The following is a 19438-nucleotide window of genomic DNA, read 5'->3' on the forward strand; positions in this document are numbered from 1 at the left end:
GCGGGCGATCTACGACGTCCTTACCACCGCAGCGCGCGGACGGCGCCTATTACGCCGCTCGTCAGGAGATCCGTGAGCCTCGCATCCCCCAGGGCAGCGGTTGCGGGGCGCGCGGCGATCGCATGGTGCAGCGGCATGCTGCCGGAACGCACGCCGGCACGGCAAAGCCGCCACCAGAGGCGTGAAATCTCCCGATCGACGCGCGCGAGCGTTGCGGCCTCCGGCGCCTGCGCGGCGAAATGCGCTCGTAGCACTGCAATCCCGTCGAACAGGCGGTGCAGCACCGCACGGTCACTGATCGGTGCCTTGCCCATCACGTGCCGCACCAGCAGGGCAGCGATATCGGGTGCACCCGCCCCCAGCAGCGTGCGGTGCCGTTCGTGCAGCAGCATCTCGGCATGATCGGTCATCGTGCCATTGAACACCTGCGATGCGCCGCCGGCATGCTGGCGATAAAGCGTCAGCACCACGTCGATCTGGTCGATCCGGCCGAACGTGCGAAGCCGATGGTAGAGATCGAAATCCTCGACATAGCGGCAGTCCGGGCGTTCAAAAGGGTCCAGCCGGCGCGCGGCGTCCGCACGGAACAGCACCGAGGACCAGACCAGCGGATTTTGTACCAGCATCAGCCAGTCGATCAGCCCTGGCGTGAGCGGCCGGATCCACTGGCCCGGGCGCCGCTTGCCGTCGACCAGACAATCCGTCGCGGTACTGATCAGCACGGCGTCCGGGTTCGCGTCCAGCCAGGCGACCTGCCGGGCGAAGCGCTCGGGGAGACAGAGATCATCCTGGTCCAGCCCGGCGATGTAGCGGCCCCGCGCCTCGGCAAAGGCCCTGTTGCGTGCCACCACCGGCCCGCCATTCACCGCGCTTTCGATGACGCGGATCCGCGGATCGCCGAACCCGCGCAGCACCGCGACGGTCTCGTCGCGCGAGCAATCGTCCACGGCCACCAGTTCCCAGTCGGAAAGCGACTGGGCCTGAAGGCTGGCGATCGTCTCGGGCAGCAGCGGGACACCGTTATAGGTCGCCATCACCACCGAGACGATGGGCGCACCGCTCACGCCGCTGCCTGCGCGCGATCGGCAAGGATCTGGTCGACAATCATCCGGCCGATGTCGTTCTGCCACAACCACAGTCCGTTGGCCTTGCCGCTGAAGCTCGCCTCGCCGCCCAGCGGCCCGTCCGGCACATGGCCGGAGGCAAGGCCCAGCCCGTAGACGCCTGGCAAGGGACGCCCCTCCGCATCCAGGACGCGGCATTGCTGGTCGACCAGCCGCGGCCGACCCGGATGGTCCGCCATCAGCGCGATGCGCACGCCTTCCACATCGAAGAGCGGGATGGCACGCGGACGATAGCCAAGCGCGCCGATCACGATGTCGGCCGCCTCCAGTTCGGCACGAGTCGCAGCGTCATCCTCCCCGGTCAGCCGACATAGCGCCATGCGCGGATCGGGCGCGCGCCCGCCGACGCCCAGCATGCGCAGCACCAGCTCGCGCGCCTCCAGCCGGAAGCCGGCCAGGCGATAGACGAAGCCGCTGAGCGGGCAGATGTCGTCCAGGCCGAAATCGGTGAATCCATCGGCATGCGCCTCCTCCGCCGAGCGGTAGAAGGGGCGAAGCGGCCGGCGATGGTAGAGGCGCAGCGCGCCTGCGCCCAGCGGCAGCGCGGGACTCGCCTTGAGCAGCAACACCGCGGCCGCCATCGCGCTCGTTGAGCCGCCGATGATCGCGATCCGCGGTGCACGGACATTCTCCAGCCGCGCGCGAAGCCGGTCGAGACCGCCCAGCCGGAGGAAGTCGTCGCCCAGCACCAGTCGATCGCCGGCGAGGACACCAAGCGCGGCGCCGGCGATGCGCTCGGCGGCGACATGGACGCGGTCCTGATAGCCGCCGGTGGCGATGACGAGATTGTCGGCGCGCATCATGCGCTCGTCGCCGGTAAGCAGATTGCGAACCCGCGCCGCCCAGTCGCCCTGCGGCGTACGGCGTGCGTCGATCACTTCGGAACGGGTGGCAACCACCCCGCCATGCTCCGCGACCAAGGCGGCGAGGCGCGCGCCCGTCGCCTCGAGCAGCGGGGTGGAACGGGAGAGCGGCACGCCCAGCTTGCCCGCATAGAGCGCCACTTCGCGGCCGGCGGGGTGCTCGGTCAGCGCTGCGATGTCCCGGTGCACATTGTCCTTCACGGCGGTGAGGAAGGTTTCCGCCGTGCTGTCCGACGTGATGGCATAGCTGCCGATCTCGCCCCGCCCGAGCACCGCGTCGCGCTCGACGATCGCCAAGCCGGTACGGGCGAGCGGTACCAGCTGGTCCCCCTTGGTCGCGGCGGTCAGCAGCGCGGTGCCGGCAGGGCCTCCGCCGACAATCAGCGCGGAATGCACGGTGCGACCGCGCCGCTCGACCCGCAGTCCGTCCAGTCCAGCGGCGCGACAAGCGTCGATCAGCGCAGTGCAGACGGTGTCGACATCGCCTTCGGTCATCCCGTCGGTGACCGGCAGCGACAGGATGCGGCCGGCGACATCATCGGCCACGGGCAGCGCTCGATCGATCACGCAGCTACTGCGGAACCAGGGCTGCTCGCCCAGGTGCGGACTGAAATAATGGCCGGCGCCGATCCCCTGCTCGGCCAGCGCCGCGATGATCGCCGCACGGTGCCCCGCGAAGGCGCGCGGCAGCAGGAGCGACTGGAACTGCAATGCCGGTCGCGAACCGTGCAGCGTCTGGAATTCGAACCCGTGCGCGCTTGCGAAGCCGCCCAGCCGCGCGCGATAGATCTGGTCCAGCGAGGCCCGGTGTGCGGCGATCCTCTCCAGATCGTGCAGCTTGGCCATGGCGAGCGCGCCCAGCACCTCGGGAAGCTTGCCGTTCAGACCCGGCCCCTCGGCGGAACGCCCGCCGTCAAAGCCGAAATTGGTCATGCAGCGCAGCGCCTCGATCAGCGCGATGTCGCCGCTGTGGATCAGCCCGCCTTCCGCGGTGGCGAACACCTTGGTCGCGTGCATCGAATAGACGATGGGGAAAGGAGCCCCGGCGCCGAATGCCCTGCCCTCGGCATCGATCGCGCCGAGCGACGCCGCCGCATCGATCACCACGCCGACGCCGCGGGCATGATAAGCGTGATAGCGCGCCAGATCGATGCCTGCGCCAAAGGTCGCATAGGGTACCACCACGGCGATGCGATCCCCATAGCGATCGAACGCCGCTGCCTCCGCATCGGCACGCATCGCCCAATTGGCGGGATCGATATCGCACAACACCGGCGTGAGCCCGGCCCATTGGACGGCCTGGGCAGTGGCCGCGAAGGTGAAGGCGGGAACCAGCGCCAGCGCACCGCTGCCGGCACGGGGGCCCGCTGCGTGGCGGATCGCCAGCATCAGCCCGATCGTCGCATTGTTCACCGCCAGGCAAGCGCCCTGCCCGCCGAACAGCCGTTCGGTCGTAGCCGCTTCGAACCCGCGCACCACTGGCCCGCCATTCGAATAGGTACCGCGTGCCTCGATGGCACGAAGTTCGTCGGTCATCGCGCTCAGCCGCGGCGGCTGCGGCGCGATCAGCGGCAGGCGCTGCATGGTCATCTCCCCAGATGCTCCCGCCGGAAGGGCGGCGCGCATCACCATGACAGGCCCGACTTAGAAAACCGTAAAATGCCAAAAGTGCGCGCCCGGCAGCCCGGCATCCGCGCTTCGATGCCTCTCACCGTTCTTTAAAGAGCACCGCAAGCTGCCAACACGCCAAGATTTTCAGGCAAAAGCAGGCATTCACCGCATCGTCCACAGGCTATTCTCCCCACCTCCGGTTAAATACCTAAGCGCCTACAAAGACACACTAAATTGCACGCAAATGCAAACGATAGTGCGCTGCAGCATTCTATAAGTTACGCAGTGGGATCGCATTTGAACCGACAAAGGGTGAAGTTGTGAAGATTTCTGGATTGCTGCTGACGCTGGTCGCAACAACTTCCGTTTCAACTTCGGTATTCGCACAGACGAACGCCGGACAGGAGCATGCGGCACCCCCGCAAATCGCACAACCGGAAGCCGAAAAGGAAGTCTTCTCCACCGGCGTGGCCAAGGGCCGCGACCGACTGGACAGCGCCACCTCCACCAGTTCGCTGAAGGGAAGCGAGGCGCAAAAGCTTGGGCCCGTGGGCCTGTCCGACATCCTGCGCACCATGGCCGGCATCCGCGTCGAAAGCGGCATCAGCGAAGGCAACAACAACTACACCGTGCGCGGCCTGCCGATCGGTTCGGGCGGCTCGAAATATGTCCAGATCGAGGAAGACGGCCTGCCGGTCCTCGAATTCAACGACATCTTCAACATCGCCGGCGACAGCTTCTTCCGTGCCGACTTCTCGCTCGCGCAGATCGAGACGATCCGCGGCGGTTCAGCTTCCACCTTTGCCTCGGGTTCGCCGGGCGGCCTGATCAACCTTATCTCCAAGACGGGGGACACCGAAGGCGGTTCGCTGCAGCTCACCACAGGCCTGGACTATGACCTGAAGCGCGCCGACGTCGAATATGGCGCCAAGCTCAGCGACAGCCTGCGCTTTCATGTCGGCGGCTTCTACCGCTTCGGCGAAGGCCCGCGCGAGACGGGCATGACCTCGTTCAAGGGCGGTCAGGTCAAGCTGAACGTAACCAAGACCTTCTCCAACGGCTATGTCCGCGCCTATGCCAAACTGCTCGACGACCGCGCGCCCAGCTATGCCACCTATCCGGTCACGCTCACGGGCACCAACGACAAGCCCGTGCTGGGCAACATCCCCGGCTTCGACATCCTGAAGGACACGATGCTTTCGCCGAACATCAGCACGATGCTCGGGCTCGACAGCACCAACCGCGTGACCAACTACTCGGTGAAGGACGGACAGCACGCCGAAAGCAAATCCCTGGGCCTGGAAGCCCAGTTCGAACTGGGCGGCTGGACGCTGACCGACCGCATCCGCTACTCCACTGCTTCGGGCCAGTTCCTGCGCGGCTTCCCCAGCACCATCGCGCCGATCGCCACGGTCGCCAATTCGCTCGCCGGTACCGGCGCGGTCGCGACCTACGCCAACGGCCCGAACGCGGGCAAGCTCGTGCCGGCCAACGCAAATGGCAACGGCCTGCTCTCCAACTTCTACGTCAATAACTACAATCTGCGGAACGGCGACCATTTCGCCAATGATTTCCGTGGCACTCGCGTGTGGAAGGTGGGGCGAGGCGACCTTACGGTTACCGGCGGCCTCTACATCGCCAGTCAGACCGTCGCCGCGGACGCGATGCAGGTCTCCATGGTGACCGACGTGGTCGGCGGCGCGCAGGCTTCGCTGGTCAACCTCACCTCGGCCGCGGGCGTCGCCCAGACGCAGGACGGCGTCTATGCCTATGGCCGCAACGGCCCGCGCCTGCGCCGTTCGTTCGACGTGGATTACAGCTTCTTCGCGCCCTATGCCTCGATCAACTACCACTTCGGCAAGATGGCGATCGGCGGCAGCCTGCGCTACGATACCGGCCATGCCCGCGGCACGATGACCGGTTCGGACCTGGGTGGCGGTCGCGTCGGCACGGGATCCGTCGACATGAACGGCGACGGCAAGATCAGCGCGCCGGAAACGCGCACCTCGATCCTGCCGCTCAGTCAGCCGGCGCCGGTGAATTACGACTTCAAGTATCTCAGCTATTCGGCCGGCATCAACTATCGCGTGGCCGAGCCGCTGGCGCTGTTCGCGCGCTACAGCCGCGGCGGGCGCGTCAATGCGGACAAGATCCTGTTCACCAACGCGATAGCTGCGCGCGGCGACATCATCGAGGACCGCCAGGCCTATGATGCAGTGAAGCAGCTCGAAGGCGGCCTGAAGTTCCGGCGGAACGGTATCACCTTCAACGCCACCGGCTTCCTCGCCTATGCCGACGACCACAATCTACTCAACGGCTCGGTGACCTGGACCTATCGCAAGTACCGGACTTATGGCCTGGAGATGGAGGGCGGCATCAAGCGCGGCCCGTTCAGCCTGGCGGCGGGCGCCACCTACACCAAGGCGAAGATCACCAAGGACTTTTTCGATCCCACCCAGACCGGCAAGCAGCCGCGCCACCAGCCCGCCTGGACACTCCAGGCCACCCCGCAGGTCGACACCAAATATGCAACGGTCGGCGCCAGCGTGGTGACGATCACCAGTAGCTACGCGCAGGACGTGAACCAGCTGAAGATGCCTGGCTTCACCACGGTGGGCGGCTTTGTGATCCTGCACCCCACCAGGGCGATCGACGTGGCGCTCACCGGCACCAACCTGTTCAACGCCAAGGGCTTTCTGGACATCAGCCAGGCGAGCATGCCCACCACCGGCATCGGCTGGGCGCGATCGGTGCAGGGCCGCACGCTGGCAGTATCGGCACGCGTCAACTTCTAAGTCTTCGTCCCCCGAAGAACACCTGCCCGGTCGCTACGCAGCGGCCGGGCTTTTCTTTGGTGCTTAGTCCGCGCTGCTGGCCATGGTCTGCACATGCAGCGCCGGAAACACGTCCTCGATGGGATTGGTGTCCGGCAACACGTACACATAGCCGCCCTTCTTCTTGTACATCGGGCTCAGCAGCTGCGTGTAGAATGCGCTAGGCACGTTGATGCAGCCGAAGGTGATGCGATTGTCGTCCGGAGTCGGCGAGGCGAGCCGCTCACGGCGCTTCTCCTTGCGGGCGGCCGTACCGGTGGGCACGGGATGCAACGCGACCGAGGTGTAGTAATCCACCCACAGCACCCGTTCCTTGCCGACCGCGAGCCCGAACTTGGCGAGATAGCGCCCGGCGGGCGTGGTCTTCTCCGCCGGGCCGATCTCGGACAACTGCTTGGCGCCGATCCCCGGCGTCGCATCGTCGCCGGGGGCGATACCGATCAGCACCGGCACCGCGGCGAGCTGCTTGCCGCTCGCATCGAACAAGAACAGCGCCGCATGGGGCTTGTCGACGATCAGGAAGGGCAATCCGTGATTGTCACCGGCTGCCGACACCCAGTCATGTACGCGCATCGTCGCCGCCGAGGGCGCGAGCTTCGGCGCCGCAGGCTTGTCTGCCACCGTCTTGGGCTTGGCGGCGGGGCGCTTGCCCTTGCCGGGGGCCTTCTTGGGCGTAGTCGCCTTGGGCTTGGCCGTTACGGTCTTCGGCTTAGCATCCTGAGGGGAAACGGCGGCGGACGGCGGAACAAGCAGTGCCATGCCGGCCAGCGCGAGAAAGCCTTGGATCATCGATTCAGTCGCTCACGAAAATAGGGTGGCCGCCCCTAAGCGCGGCCACCCGGATGCATCGGCAACACGCCGGTGCGGCAAGGTTCCGCTTAGTTGCGCGGACGCTTGCGGGGCTTGGCGTTCTGCTGCTGCACTTGCTGCGACAGCGCCTGCTGCTGCTGGTCCAGCGTATCGACGCGGCCGTTCAGCTGATCGAGGCGCTGACCGTTCTGCTGCGCCTGGCCAGCAGCCGCCTGGGCCTGCGACAGCGCCTGCTTGGCGGTGCCATCGGTTTCCTGGAGGCGGGTTTCCAGCGCATCGACGCGCTGGCTGACCGGGGCGATCTGCTCACGAACGAACTTCTTCGTCGCGCAACCGCTCAGGCCGACGGCGCCAATCATCAACATCGCAAGGGGAGCAAACTTCATACCAGTACGCATAAACAGACCTTTCACTCGTTAACGAAAAATAAGGCATAGCCACCAAGCCGGAGCAACGGGGCCGCAACAATCCCGATTCGGTCCGACTGTGCTTGTTGTCCGTCAGACCGATCGGGAGACGGGGTGAAACGACCTGACATCATCGACGGCCCTTTCGCTTTGCCCGCTGAGCGAAGGGATCGCGGGGGATCCCATCATCGCTTGCTTCCGCCTTGGCCGGCCCATGCTGGGCCGCGACGCACCGCTTCAGCTCCGCCACCGCCGCTCCGCTGCCATCGAGCGGGAGCCGCTCGACCGGCGTGTCGCCGCGATCAATGTGCAAGGCCTTGGAGCCGGCGAACGAAATCGGAAACTTGGGATCGAACGCCGCGACGAAGCCCTGCTTGCCGTCCGCGACGATGCCGATCGCCTGGTGATTGGGGTAGCCGCCCTGGGTCAGGCGGAAGGTTAGTTTCAGCCGGTCCTGCGGGCGGATCGACCAATTCTCGTTGAGAACGGAGAAATGGTTGCTGCCGTCGCGGTCCATGCCCAACAGCAACGTCGTGTGACCTGGGCGATCAAACGCGCGGCTGATGAAGCAACCCGATCCGTCCTTGCTCGCGGCGATGGTCCACGGACCGAGCTGCTTGGCAGGATATCCCTGCGCCAGGGCTGCTGACGGCAATCCCCCACCGATCGTCAAGACCGCCGCCCACCGCAGGATCGATACGCAACGCTCCTCGGCGCGGCGCGGTACGATGCGGAGGGACGGTAGCACTGCAATCACGATCGGGTTCCCTTAGGTTCGGCTCCATAACGTTCGACCTGCAAAACGGTTCTACGGGTCCGTCCGGGAATCATACCGGAGTTGGAAATCCCCGTTCCGCTCGCAGCCGCCATGTGGACCTGCAATATAATCACGCACGTCCCTAAAGGACGTATCGATTAGCGTCACACATTCTTTACTACATTAATTAGCATGCGAAAGACCTATCGTACCGTCGCGCATAATTTGCACGGCCCCTCGGCATTTGTCTTTTCGATGCACCAAGCAGACAGCGCCGCTCTGGCGTGAAAAAACAAGTAGCCTTCGTATGTTGCTTTCGGAAAGCCATACGGAAGCGATATTCGTCTGAAGGAGGATCCTGATGGAAACCGCGATCGTATCGCCCTTTCAATATTCGCTGATCTACAACGCCTTCTCGTTCACGTTCGCGGCTATGGCGGCAGCGACCCTTTACCTGTGGTTCGGCCGATCCCAGGTTTCCTCCGCTTACAAAAATGCGGTGACGATCTCGGGCCTCGTCACGGCGATCGCGGCCTATCATTACTTCCGGATCTTCGAGAGCTGGGAATCGGCGTATCATTATGTGAACGGCACGGTGACGGCGACCGGGATCGCGTTCAACGACGCCTATCGTTATGTCGACTGGCTGCTGACCGTGCCGCTGCTACTGATCGAACTGGTGCTGGTGATGCGCCTGTCGCGCGAGGAAACGGTGCAGAAGGGCTGGCGGCTCGGCCTCGCCGCGGCGCTGATGATCATCCTCGGCTATCCCGGCGAAATCGCCGCCGACATTCCCACCCGCGCGCTTTGGGGCACGCTCTCTGCGATCCCGTTCGTCTATATCGTGTGGGAGCTGTTCAGCGGCCTGGGCAAGTCGATCGAGCGCCAGCCCGAAGCGGTGCGCGAGCTGGTAAAGCAGGCGCGACTGCTCACCTTCGCATCCTGGGGCTTCTACCCGATCGTCTACATGGCGCCCTATGCGCAGATTACCGGCCCGGACGCCACGACGGTGATCCAGATCGGCTACACGATCGCTGATCTCGTCGCGAAGGCTGGCGTCGGTCTGCTGATCTTCGCGATCGCCCAGCGCAAGTCCGAAGTGGAAGGCAACGGCACGCCGCACGCTGCCTGACCGGTGATGCCCGCCGGCGCATCCTTTCTTTCGCCGATCATCGACGGCACCGCCCGGCCCCGCGCGCTCGCGCAGGACCGGGCGGTGCCTCGTCTCTTCTGGCTCGCCGTGCTGGCGATCGGATCGGCGGCAGCCGCAGGGCTCGACCTCAGCGGAACGTTGGCGACGCAAGCAGGCATGGTGCTGATGCTCGCCGGCGGTCTGCCGCACGGTGGCCATGACCTGCTCGTCGCGCGACAACGGTGGCGCATGCGGGGCAACGCATTGGTGCTGTTCGTCGCCTCCTATATCGCGGTCGCCGCGGCGATGGCGCTGACATGGTGGCTCGCCCCCCTGCTGGCGCTGCTCGCCTTCCTTGGCCTCGCCGCCTGGCACTTCTCCGAAGACTGGGACGCACCGCGCGACCGCCTGCTGCGCAGCGCCGCGGGCCTCGCCCCCATCGCCGCGGCGGTGCTGGGACAGCCGCGCGCGGTATCCACCTTGTTTGCCGCGATGACCGATCCGGCGATCGCCAAGCTCGCCCTCGCACTGGTAACGCTGATTGCCCCCGTCGCGCTGCTCGTCGCGGCGGTGGCAATCGCCATGGCGTGGCAAACCGGCTCGCGCCGCTGGGCCGTCGCACAGGGAACCGCACTGGCGCTGCTCGCCGCCGCACCGCCGACGATCGCCTTCCCGCTCTATTTCGCACTGCTCCATTCGCGGCGCCACATCGTCGCGATTCTCGACGAATTCGGCGCGAGCGCCGTTGGGCACGCCTGGCCATTCCTGCTCGCCGCTATCGCCTGCATCGGCTGGGCCGGGTTCAGCCCGGGCTTCGTCGACCTCGCACGCGGGATCAACCCGGCGCTCGCCTTCCAGCTGCTGTCGGTGGTCGCCGCGCCGCATCTGCTGTGCGAGGCGCTCGGCATGCAGCCAAAACGAACTCCGCCTTCCTAGCGCGAAGGTGGAACGCCTTAGCAGCACGGGCGCGGCAAGCTATACCTCGGTCCGTCAGGGGCGCCCTGCGCCCGGAATGGCACGTGCCACCATTGAACATCGCGTCTCGTCTCCACCGCCCGCCGTACGCCGAAGATCGCGATTGCTCGATCGCTTCATCTTCACTTAAGAAACCAGCAGAGGGGACAATCATGAAGACTATTCATCTCGCTGTTGGAGCTTCCGCGATCGCGCTGCTGGGCGCTTGCAGCGGCGGAGGCGGCAGCAGCGGTGGTATCGCGGTGGGAACGTCACCTCCGCCTGTCGCGCCTGCGCCAACGCCGAGCCCCACCCCCGCGCCCAGCCCCACGCCTGCGCCTACGCCCGCACCGACACCGGCACCGCAGAACGGCTCGCTGTTGGATCTGCGCGTAAGCGAGAGCTTCACGACCCAGGCGACGGCGGCCGCTGCCAATTATCCCGGCAACGGTTCCAGCGCGTCCTCGCCCGGCACCGCCACGCTCACCGTTCAATATGACGCTCCGACCGGCAGCTACACGATCGTCCGCCCCGGGCTTACCACCCAGTTCGGTCCTGCGCAGGGCGATGCCGCTGCCAGCAATGTCGTGTTCGCCGCCTATCACCGCCAAGACGGTTCCACGACCGAGACCCTGCGCCTCACCAATCCCGGCAAGCAAGGCGCGCTGAACCAAGAATATGTTGGCGCAGGCTTCTGGCGAATCCTCGACACGGCCGGCGGTGTGGAACAGAACCGCTTCGGATCCTTCACCTATGGCATCCGCACCGCCGCCGCCGACATGCCAGCGAGCGGAACCGCCAGCTTCGGCATCGGACTGCTGGCGATGGGCGCCACCAAGGACGCGGTGGTCGACATCTATGGGACCGGCACCTTCCAGGTGGATTTCGGTGCCCACACTTTCACGCTACAGGGTGCAACGACCACGCGGCTGCTCAACCAGCTCGGCTCGAAGGGTCCTCCCTATCTCGTCGCGGGGACGTTCAGGGGGGATGGCCTGGTCGCCGCTTCCGCAAATGCCTTCACCGGCGGAATCAAGCTCGATGGGTCCGGCACCTATACGAGTACGCTGCAGGGATTCTTCTACGGCCCCGACCTGGCGGAAGTCGGAGCTACCTTTTCGGGCACCTATGGCAATCTAGGTCTCAGCGGCAGCCTGATCGGTCGCCGCGGCAATACGGCACCGGAATTGGAAACGCTTGCCCGGCTGTTCGGCCCGGCGGAGGTGCAGGAAACCACTCGGCAGCTCCTGTACAACGCCAATGCCACCGGTACGACGTTCCGCGATGCAGCGCTCGATGTTGGAACTTATTCGTCGCTGATCCTCGACCCGGGCAGCGGCGGCATCGACATGCGCATCTACAAGTTCGGCACGACGGATCGGGTCGCTGCGGAATCAGACGCGCGTTTCACCACCTACCGCCTCGGCGGCATGGTGCTGCGCACGATCAAGCTTTACAATGCCGGCGGCACCAACAGCGAACTCGCGCTGAGCTATGCCAGCTTCTTTTCCATGACCAATGCCGCAGTGGGCGAAGATCGTCGCTGGGACAGCTTCACGGTGTTCGGCCTCAACACCGCAGGCGGCAACGTGCCCAAGACCGGCCATGGCCTCTTTGATGGCCGAGTCTATGGCAGCGCGGTGGGCGCTGGCGCCACGGCCGATCGCTTCTCGATGGAAGGCACCGCAACGATGGATTTCGACTTTGCCGCGTCAAGCTTCACCGGTGCGATGACGACCGCAGCCACCAACCTGCGAACCGGCGTGACCTCGCAACTTGGCAGCTACACCTTCGACAATGGCAAGATCGCGCCCCTCTCGCTCTCCTTCAACGCGGAAATCGCGGGCACGCCGGGCAGCTCCGGCGCTCTGAACGGCAGTTTTTACGGCCCGGCCGCGCAGGAACTGGGCGCGACCTTCGGACTCATCACGCCGGGCGCAGGCACAGTGCTGACCGGCGTGGGCGCGATCGTCGGCAAGCGGCGCTAGTGATCGGCAGCCTTCGTGCGTTAGGTTGATACCATGGCCGACCAGCGCACGAGCGACGCCCCCTTCGCCCCGCCTGCGGGCGCGACCGCCAGCCTGCGCTTGGGCAGCGGCGTGGCTATGGAAGCGCGGATCAGCACCTCGGGCCTGCTGGGAGTGGCCGCGATCGTGTCAGCCGCGCTGCTCGGCTCGGCCGCAATCGTGCTTGCGGCGAGGCGGAGCCGCGCGGCCGCCCCGCCCGACGCGCGCTAAACCTTACTCCTCGCCCATCCGCAGTGCGGCGATAAAGGCTTCCTGCGGGATCTGCACGCTGCCGTACTCGCGCATCCTCTTCTTGCCTTCCTTCTGCTTGTCCAGCAGCTTGCGCTTGCGGCTGGCGTCGCCGCCATAGCACTTCGCGGTGACATCCTTGCGCAGCGCCGCGATCGTCTCGCGGGCGATGACCTTGCCGCCGATCGCCGCCTGAATCGGGATCTTGAACAGATGGCGCGGGATCAGGTCCTTAAGCCGCTCGCACATCCCGCGACCACGGCTCTCGGCGGTCGAGCGGTGGACGATCATGCTCAGCGCGTCGACCGGCTCGTTGTTGACGAGGATGCTCATCTTGACGAGGTCGCCCTCACGGTGGCCGATCTGCTCATAGTCGAAGCTGGCATAGCCGCGGCTGATCGACTTCAGGCGATCGTAGAAATCGAACACCACTTCGTTGAGCGGCAGCTCATAGGTCACCTGGGCGCGGCCGCCGACATAGGTGAGATTCTTCTGGATGCCGCGACGATCCTGGCAGAGCTTGAGAATCGGCCCGAGATACTCGTCCGGCACGTAGATGACCGCCTGGATCCACGGCTCCTCGATCTCCTCGATCCGGTTGGGATCCGGCATGTCGGCGGGGTTGTGGAGTTCGATCTCCTTGGCCTCGGCTTCGCCCGCCGCCTTGGTGAGGCGCATCTTGTAGACCACGCTCGGCGCGGTCGTGATGAGGTCGAGGTCATACTCGCGCATCAGCCGCTCCTGGATGATCTCCAGGTGCAGCAGCCCGAGGAAGCCGCAGCGGAAACCGAAGCCGAGCGCTGCCGAAGTTTCCATCTCGAAGCTGAACGATGCGTCGTTGAGGCGCAGCTTGGAAATGCTCTCTCGCAGCTTCTCGAAGTCGGCGGCGTCGACCGGGAACAGGCCGCAGAAAACCACCGGCTGGACTTCCTTGAAGCCCGGCAGCGCTTCGAGGGCAGGCTTCTTGGCGTCGGTCAGCGTGTCGCCGACGCGCGCCTGGGCGACTTCCTTGATCTGCGCGGTGATGAAGCCGATCTCGCCGGGACCAAGGTCGGCCAGCTGCTCGATCTTCGGGCGGAAGGCGCCGACTCGGTCGACCAGATGGGTCGTGCCGGTCTGCATGAACTTGACCTGCTGGCCCTTCTTGATCGAGCCGTCGATCACGCGGACGAGGATGACGACACCCAGATACGGATCGTACCAGCTGTCGACCAGCATCGCCTTCAGCGGCGCGTCGGGATCGCCCTTGGGCGACGGGATGCGCTCGACAATCGCGTCGAGGATCTCGTCGATGCCGATGCCGCTCTTGGCACTGGCAAGAACGGCGTTGGAGGCGTCCAGCCCGATCACGTCCTCGATCTCGGCGCGCACCTTCTCCGGCTCGGCCGAGGGCAGATCGATTTTGTTGATCACGGGGATGATCTCGTGATCATGCTCGATCGACTGATAGACGTTGGCGAGGGTCTGCGCTTCCACACCCTGCGCGGCGTCGACGACCAGCAGCGCGCCCTCGCAGGCAGCGAGGCTGCGGCTCACTTCATAGGCGAAGTCGACGTGACCGGGCGTGTCCATCAGGTTGAGGACATGGCCCTTCCATTCCAGACGCACCGTTTGCGCCTTGATGGTGATCCCACGCTCCTTCTCGATGTCCATGTTATCAAGGACTTGCTCGGACATCTCGCGGTCGGCCAGGCCGCCGGTGCGCTGGATCAGGCGATCGGCAAGCGTAGACTTGCCATGATCGATGTGCGCGATGATCGAGAAATTGCGGATCTTGGTGATATCGTTGGCCATGATTCCGCGCGCGTTAGCAGCTTGGAGAGAAAAGCCAAAGTACCCGATTGTACGGTGACGCGGCATCGCTAGGCCGCGGCGCTTCATTCTGTTACGGACGCAACCGGGGAGCGGCCTCGCAACGGCGGGCGCCGCTTGGTTGTACAGGGAGGTTTTAGTACGATGATGAAGCAGTTGCTCGGCGCCGCCGGGGCGATGGCACTCTGCATGGGCGCGGTCCCCGCCCTCGCCCAAAGCAAGCCGACCAAGACCCAGCGCACGCAGGAACAAGCCGTGCAGGACGTACCGCATTGCGCGCGCAAACTGGGCACACTGTCGATCGTCGACGGCGACGATCCCCGCGGCTGGACGCAATATTCGCTGGCACCGCCGCAGAAGCTGCTGAAGGTGCTGGTGCAGCGCTCGGGCTGCTTCAACCTCGTCGACCGCGGCTCGGGCCTGCAGGCGGCCGAACTGGAGCGCAACATCGGCGGCAATCTTGGCCATCAGCGCGGCGCGAATGTCGGCCAGGGCCAGATCAAAGCCGCCGACTATGTTCTCGTCGCGGAAGTGCAGGCGTCGAACCGCAATGCGGCGGGCAACGGCATTGCCGGTGCGGCCGGCGGCGTGCTCGGCGGACCCATCGGCGGCCTGATCGGCGGCATCAAGTCGCGCAAGATGGAGGCCAATACGGTCCTGTCGCTCACCAATGTGCGCACGACCGAAACGATCGCTACGCAGGAAGGCTATGCCTCCAAGAACAGCGTATCCTGGGGCGCGGGTGGCGGCGTCGGCTTCATCGGCGGCGGTCTGGGTGCGGTCGGCGGCGGCTATGACAATACCGACATCGGCCGAATCGTGACGCTCGCGTTCATCGACGCCTATTCGAAGATGGTCAATGAACTCGGCCTCGTGCAGCCCGGCGACGCCGGCACCGCCCAGGCTGCGCCGGCCAAGACCTTCACCGCGCAGGCACCGGTGGCGATGCGCGCCACGCCCGCCGCGGCCGGCAAGGTGATCCGCACGCTGCCGGTCGGCGCGATCCTCTACCCCACCGGGAAGAAGGACGGTCTGTGGTGGGAAGTGGCCGACGAGAACGATAATGTCGGCTGGGTACTGAACACCAAGCTCGCACCGTCGAACTGATCGGACGCGGCTAACGAAAAGGGCCGTCGCGGAGATCCCGCGGCGGCCCTTTTCTGTACCCGTGACGCCTCCCCCAGATGGAGGAGGCGCAACCGGTATCGCTTACTTAAACTTCCCGCTGAGCGAGAGGCCGAACACGCGGGGCTCGTTGAGCACGGCGGCGCGGTAGTTCTCGATCACGCCCTTCAGGTTCTTCTCGCCCGTCAGGTTGCGGATGAAGCCGGCGATCTCCCAGGCGTCGTTCTCGGCGGTATAGCCGATCTTGAGACCGCCTTCGAAGTTGCCGTTCGCGGTGAACTCCTTCGTCTTGTACAAAACGAAGTTGGTGTAGCCCTGCACGTTCCAGTCGGTCTGGAGGAACAGCCTGCCACCGATGTCCATCGGGATGTCGTAACGCGCGTTGACGTTGAAGTTATACTCCGGCGCGTTCGGCAGCGGATTGCCGTCGATCTTGGTCAGGAAGACCGGCGAGCCGAATAGCACGGTGGTCCGGGTCGGCGCCAGCACGGTGCAGGCCAGCGCGCCGCCAAAGGCGCAGGTCTGCACCTCGACATTCTTGTCCTCGATCTTGCTGTGCAGCCAGCTTGCGCCCGCCTGAATCGAGAGGTTGCGCACCGGACGCCAATCGAGATCGGCCTCCATGCCATAGGCCTTGGCCTTGTTGGCATTGAGCAGCACGCCGTTGCCGTTGAAGTCGTTGCCGTTCAGCTGGATGTCGTCGACCGTGTAGTAGAAGCCCGACACGTTGAGGCGCAGCGTGCGGCCGAGCTGGCTCTTCACGCCCGCTTCCCAGGACAGGATCTTTTCGGAGTTCGCGGTCGAGAAGTCCGAGTTGAACACTGCGGAGCGACCTTGGATCGTCGGGCCACGGAAGCCCTTGGCCACGCGGGCATAGATGCTCACGTCGGGGTTGATCTCATAACGCGCGCTCAGGTCCCAGCTCGGCTGCGTGTCCGAAAGGCGCGCATGGGTCCGGCCCTTGTAGGTGGAGAGGTTCGCAACCGTGTTCGCCGTCTTCAGCAGATCGGTCGTCTTGGTATCTTCCGTCACGCGGCCACCGGCGGTGATCGTCAGCTTCGGCACGATCTCGTAGCTAACCTGTCCGAACACCGCCCAGCTGGTGTTCATGTTGTGCAGCCGCACCCAGTTGTTGGGATTGTTGTTCGGCGGCGTGAGGAAATAGGCGCGCTGGTAAAATTCGGTGATGTCGCGTGCATCGAAGTACATCGCGCCGACCTGCCACTTGAACGGGCCCTCGCCGTTGCTCGCGACACGGAATTCTTCAGTCCACTGGTCGAGACCGCGCACGCGGCCCATCGACTCGCCATAGCCGGCGTTGCCGAAGTCGGCGCCCGCACCGCCATCGGTGTCGCCGCGGCTGTAGCCGGACAGTGTCTCATAGCCCGTGATCGACGTCAGCGTGACGGGGCCGATATCCCAATTGATGTGCACCGAGGCACCGGCGGTCTTGTAGTTCTGGGGATTGTCGGCGCCTTCGTCCCAGCGCGCGCGGGTGAACTGCACGCCGGTGATCTGGTTCGAACCGAGCGGCAGTGCGGCGCGGCGGAACACGGTGGCGGTGCCGTCATACCAGCGGGCATGGCCCGAGGCCAGGATCGACAGGCTTTCGTTCGGTGTGGCGAGCAGCTGCAAGCGCACGTCACGCTCGTTGAAGCCGCCGGCGGCGTTCTTGCGACCGACACGCGTACCGTCGGCAGTCGGGCCGGTGTAGCTATTGTCGATATAGTCGTCGCGGTGCTGGTAGAGCCCAGAGATACGGAAGGCGAGCTTGTCCTGGATGATCGGACCGCCGACGCCCGCGTCGACATTGACGCTGTTATAGCTGCCATAGCTCGCCGTCGCGCGACCCTCATAGTTCTGCGAGGGGCGAACCGAGTCGAACTTGATGATGCCGGCCGTGGTGTTGCGGCCGAACAGCGAACCCTGCGGGCCACGCAGCACTTCGATCTGGTTTACGTCGAACACCGGGTTCGACTTCATCACGACATGCTCGAGAACGATATCGTCCTGGATGATCGAAACCGGCTGCGAGGCGCCGAGGTAGAAGTCGGCATTGCCGAGGCCGCGAATGTAGAAGCGCGGGAAGATGCGGCCGGTCGACGATTCGACATAGAGGCCCGGCACCTTGCCGGAGAGCGCGAGCAGCGTGTCGTCACCACCGGCGGTGTAGTCGCGCGCCTGCGCGGCCGGCAGAACGGCGACCGAGACGGGCACGTCCTGCTGGTTTTCGGGACGGCGCTCGGCGGTGACCACGATTTCGGCCAGGCCGTCGTCGCCCGCGGCAGACGTGCTGTCCTGCGCGAAAGCTGCGTGGGAGGTGAACAGCGCGCCCAGGGCGGCGCCGATCAGCAGGCTGCGCTTGTCGCGCGCGAGATGAAGCATTGGATTTCCCCGACTGGATGTTTCGTATTTTGATTGAACGGCATGCGTGGAAGCAGCGCGGCCATCGGCCCGCTATGAAAACGTCGTAATGATGTAGTCCCCGTTTACCGTCGCCGTCCCGCTAGGCCGCGATTGTGAACTTCCTGTGACGGAATTCGGGCGGTTCGTCGCTTCGATGCGACCAGGTCAGTCGGCACCGCCGAATGCTGCGATCGCCGCCATCGCAGCGGCAAACCGCGCCTCCCCTTCCCCACGAACCCAGGCCCAGCGTACCCCGCGTCGCTCCAGTTCAGCACGCGAAAGCTCGAAGAAGCGCCGCCGCGCCTCGTCGGTGCCGAACAGTCGCGTGCCATCTGCCACCCAAGGAAGATCGATGTCGAACAGCAGGTACAGGTCGGCGGTTGCGTCCCATGCATCGAACCAGGGGTCGCGCGTGCCGAACAGCATGTCCGCCCATACCGCCGTCATTAGCGGGTCGGTGTCGAGGATCAGGGGGCCATCCTTGGCCGCCAGCATCATCTGCGTGCCCGCATCATGCGTCTTCGCGATCTCGACCAGATCGCGCATCGTGAAGTCGGTGCCCCGCGTCTCCGCATATTCGCGGCCATATTCGTCGAGCACCGTGCCGCCGATCGCTTCCGCAACCCGAGGCGCGATCGTCGTCTTGCCCGTGCTTTCGGGACCATGCAGGCAGATCGTGCGGGGAATCATCGTCGCGCCCTATTCCAATCGATTGCCCCCCACACCGAAAGCGCCAGGAAAAGGCAATAGAGCGTGGCCGTCAACCAGAGCCCCTTCACCATAAACAGCGGAATTGCGAGCAGGTCGACCAGGATCCAGAGCGGCCAGCATTCCCAGGCACGTCGCGACTGCAGAATCTGGGCGACGATGCTCACGACCGCGATGGAACCGTCCCACCAGGGAAAGGCCGCATCGGTGAACCGATGCATCGCCGCTCCCCAGCCCAGGGCGGCAAGCGCTGTTACGCCCGCCCAGCGCAGCCGCGCGCCGTTGCCGAGCAGAACCACCGGCACCTCCCCTGCATCGCTGCGGGCGCGGCGCCAGTTCCACCAGCCATAGCCGTTGACGGCGAAATAGAAGCACTGGAGCAGCGCGTCGCTGTAGAGCCGCTCTTTCAGGAAGATCCATGCGTAGAGCGCGACCATCGCCAGCGCGAAGGGATAGTTCCAAAGGCTTCGCCGCACGACCAGCGTGACATTGGCTACGCCGAAAAGGGTGGCAACGGCTTCGATCGGCGACACCGCATCGGCTTATCCGCACGCAAAGCAGGGGTCGAGAGCGCAACAACGCAGGTTTCGGAAAAAAATCGGTCCATTGCGATTTTGGCGTAACGAACCGCTTGACGGCT

15 protein-coding genes are annotated in these 19438 nt (G+C 65.1%); 6 read left to right on the forward strand and 9 right to left on the reverse strand.

Annotation, left to right across the window (positions count from 1 at the left end):
- Positions 1-20: 20 nt before the first annotated feature.
- Positions 21-1064 (reverse strand): glycosyltransferase family 2 protein, encoded by a 1044-nt coding sequence (locus tag A7X12_RS23960; RefSeq protein ID WP_232318669.1) that lies wholly within the window; start codon positions 1062-1064, stop codon positions 21-23.
- Positions 1061-3571, reverse strand: coding sequence for a DegT/DnrJ/EryC1/StrS family aminotransferase (locus tag A7X12_RS23965; protein WP_064314122.1), 2511 nt, complete (start codon positions 3569-3571; stop codon positions 1061-1063). The genes A7X12_RS23960 and A7X12_RS23965 overlap by 4 nt, the downstream gene beginning before the upstream one ends.
- Before the next feature lie 347 nt (positions 3572-3918).
- Here A7X12_RS23965 and A7X12_RS23970 point away from each other — a divergent pair, with 347 nt between their 5' ends.
- Positions 3919-6393 (forward strand): TonB-dependent receptor domain-containing protein, encoded by a 2475-nt coding sequence (locus A7X12_RS23970; RefSeq protein WP_064313939.1) that lies wholly within the window; start codon positions 3919-3921, stop codon positions 6391-6393.
- 63 nt (positions 6394-6456) lie between these two features.
- Here A7X12_RS23970 and A7X12_RS23975 read toward each other — a convergent pair whose 3' ends face one another.
- From A7X12_RS23975 to A7X12_RS23985, 3 genes are all read right to left on the reverse strand, one after another.
- Positions 6457-7221 (reverse strand): hypothetical protein, encoded by a 765-nt coding sequence (locus A7X12_RS23975; protein ID WP_064313940.1) that lies wholly within the window; start codon positions 7219-7221, stop codon positions 6457-6459.
- An 89-nt stretch (positions 7222-7310) separates the two neighbouring features.
- Positions 7311-7628, reverse strand: coding sequence for a hypothetical protein (locus tag A7X12_RS23980; protein WP_198162173.1), 318 nt, complete (start codon positions 7626-7628; stop codon positions 7311-7313).
- 151 nt (positions 7629-7779) lie between these two features.
- Entirely contained in the window at positions 7780-8406 is a 627-nt protein-coding gene (locus A7X12_RS23985; RefSeq protein ID WP_157105711.1) for a hypothetical protein, read from the reverse strand.
- 361 nt (positions 8407-8767) lie between these two features.
- On the opposite strand from A7X12_RS23985, the gene A7X12_RS23990 reads away from it, so the two are divergent.
- The 4 genes from A7X12_RS23990 to A7X12_RS24005 all read left to right on the forward strand — a co-directional run bounded on the left by A7X12_RS23990 (position 8768) and on the right by A7X12_RS24005 (position 12729).
- Positions 8768-9538: a bacteriorhodopsin-like gene (locus A7X12_RS23990; RefSeq protein ID WP_064313942.1), complete on the forward strand. Its 771-nt coding sequence runs from the start codon at positions 8768-8770 to the stop codon at positions 9536-9538.
- Between the two features lie 6 nt (positions 9539-9544).
- Positions 9545-10474 (forward strand): beta-carotene 15,15'-dioxygenase, Brp/Blh family, encoded by a 930-nt coding sequence (locus A7X12_RS23995; RefSeq protein ID WP_157105712.1) that lies wholly within the window; start codon positions 9545-9547, stop codon positions 10472-10474.
- Between the two features lie 191 nt (positions 10475-10665).
- Positions 10666-12480 (forward strand): transferrin-binding protein-like solute binding protein, encoded by a 1815-nt coding sequence (locus A7X12_RS26670; protein ID WP_157105713.1) that lies wholly within the window; start codon positions 10666-10668, stop codon positions 12478-12480.
- Positions 12481-12513: 33 nt separating this feature from the next.
- Entirely contained in the window at positions 12514-12729 is a 216-nt protein-coding gene (locus A7X12_RS24005; protein ID WP_064313945.1) for a hypothetical protein, read from the forward strand.
- A 3-nt stretch (positions 12730-12732) separates the two neighbouring features.
- Here the strand turns inward: A7X12_RS24005 and lepA are convergent, their stop codons facing one another.
- On the reverse strand, positions 12733-14541 hold the full coding sequence (lepA, locus tag A7X12_RS24010) for a translation elongation factor 4 (RefSeq protein WP_064313946.1): 1809 nt from the start codon (positions 14539-14541) through the stop codon (positions 12733-12735).
- A gap of 162 nt (positions 14542-14703) precedes the next feature.
- Here lepA and A7X12_RS24015 point away from each other — a divergent pair, with 162 nt between their 5' ends.
- Complete coding sequence (locus A7X12_RS24015) at positions 14704-15666, forward strand: CsgG/HfaB family protein (protein ID WP_157105714.1); 963 nt, start codon at positions 14704-14706, stop codon at positions 15664-15666.
- Between the two features lie 102 nt (positions 15667-15768).
- Here A7X12_RS24015 and A7X12_RS24020 read toward each other — a convergent pair whose 3' ends face one another.
- The 3 genes from A7X12_RS24020 to pnuC all read right to left on the reverse strand — a co-directional run bounded on the left by A7X12_RS24020 (position 15769) and on the right by pnuC (position 19331).
- Entirely contained in the window at positions 15769-18069 is a 2301-nt protein-coding gene (locus A7X12_RS24020; RefSeq protein WP_064313947.1) for a TonB-dependent receptor, read from the reverse strand.
- A 186-nt stretch (positions 18070-18255) separates the two neighbouring features.
- Positions 18256-18780, reverse strand: a complete 525-nt coding sequence (locus A7X12_RS24025) for an AAA family ATPase (protein ID WP_064313948.1) — start codon at positions 18778-18780, stop codon at positions 18256-18258.
- Positions 18777-19331: a nicotinamide riboside transporter PnuC gene (pnuC, locus tag A7X12_RS24030; RefSeq protein WP_064313949.1), complete on the reverse strand. Its 555-nt coding sequence runs from the start codon at positions 19329-19331 to the stop codon at positions 18777-18779. The genes A7X12_RS24025 and pnuC overlap by 4 nt, the downstream gene beginning before the upstream one ends.
- Between the last annotated feature and the right edge of the window lie 107 nt (positions 19332-19438).

It is taken from the genome of Sphingomonas sp. TDK1 (assembly GCF_001650735.1).
Taxonomy (GTDB): Bacteria; Pseudomonadota; Alphaproteobacteria; order Sphingomonadales; family Sphingomonadaceae; genus Sphingomonas.

Excerpts from the sequence above, each read along its gene's own strand:
- A7X12_RS23965 (WP_064314122.1), bottom strand. The coding sequence starts at position 3,571 with ATGCAGCGCCTGCCGCTGATCGCGCCGCAGCCGCCGCGGCTGAGCGCG.
- A7X12_RS23975 (WP_064313940.1), bottom strand. The coding sequence starts at position 7,221 with ATGATCCAAGGCTTTCTCGCGCTGGCCGGCATGGCACTGCTTGTTCCG.
- A7X12_RS23980 (WP_198162173.1), bottom strand. The coding sequence starts at position 7,628 with ATGAAGTTTGCTCCCCTTGCGATGTTGATGATTGGCGCCGTCGGCCTG.
- A7X12_RS23990 (WP_064313942.1), top strand. The coding sequence starts at position 8,768 with ATGGAAACCGCGATCGTATCGCCCTTTCAATATTCGCTGATCTACAAC.
- A7X12_RS23995 (WP_157105712.1), top strand. The coding sequence starts at position 9,545 with ATGCCCGCCGGCGCATCCTTTCTTTCGCCGATCATCGACGGCACCGCC.
- A7X12_RS26670 (WP_157105713.1), top strand. The coding sequence starts at position 10,666 with ATGAAGACTATTCATCTCGCTGTTGGAGCTTCCGCGATCGCGCTGCTG.
- A7X12_RS24005 (WP_064313945.1), top strand. The coding sequence starts at position 12,514 with ATGGCCGACCAGCGCACGAGCGACGCCCCCTTCGCCCCGCCTGCGGGC.
- lepA (WP_064313946.1), bottom strand. The coding sequence starts at position 14,541 with ATGGCCAACGATATCACCAAGATCCGCAATTTCTCGATCATCGCGCAC.
- A7X12_RS24015 (WP_157105714.1), top strand. The coding sequence starts at position 14,704 with ATGATGAAGCAGTTGCTCGGCGCCGCCGGGGCGATGGCACTCTGCATG.
- A7X12_RS24020 (WP_064313947.1), bottom strand. The coding sequence starts at position 18,069 with ATGCTTCATCTCGCGCGCGACAAGCGCAGCCTGCTGATCGGCGCCGCC.
- A7X12_RS24025 (WP_064313948.1), bottom strand. The coding sequence starts at position 18,780 with ATGATTCCCCGCACGATCTGCCTGCATGGTCCCGAAAGCACGGGCAAG.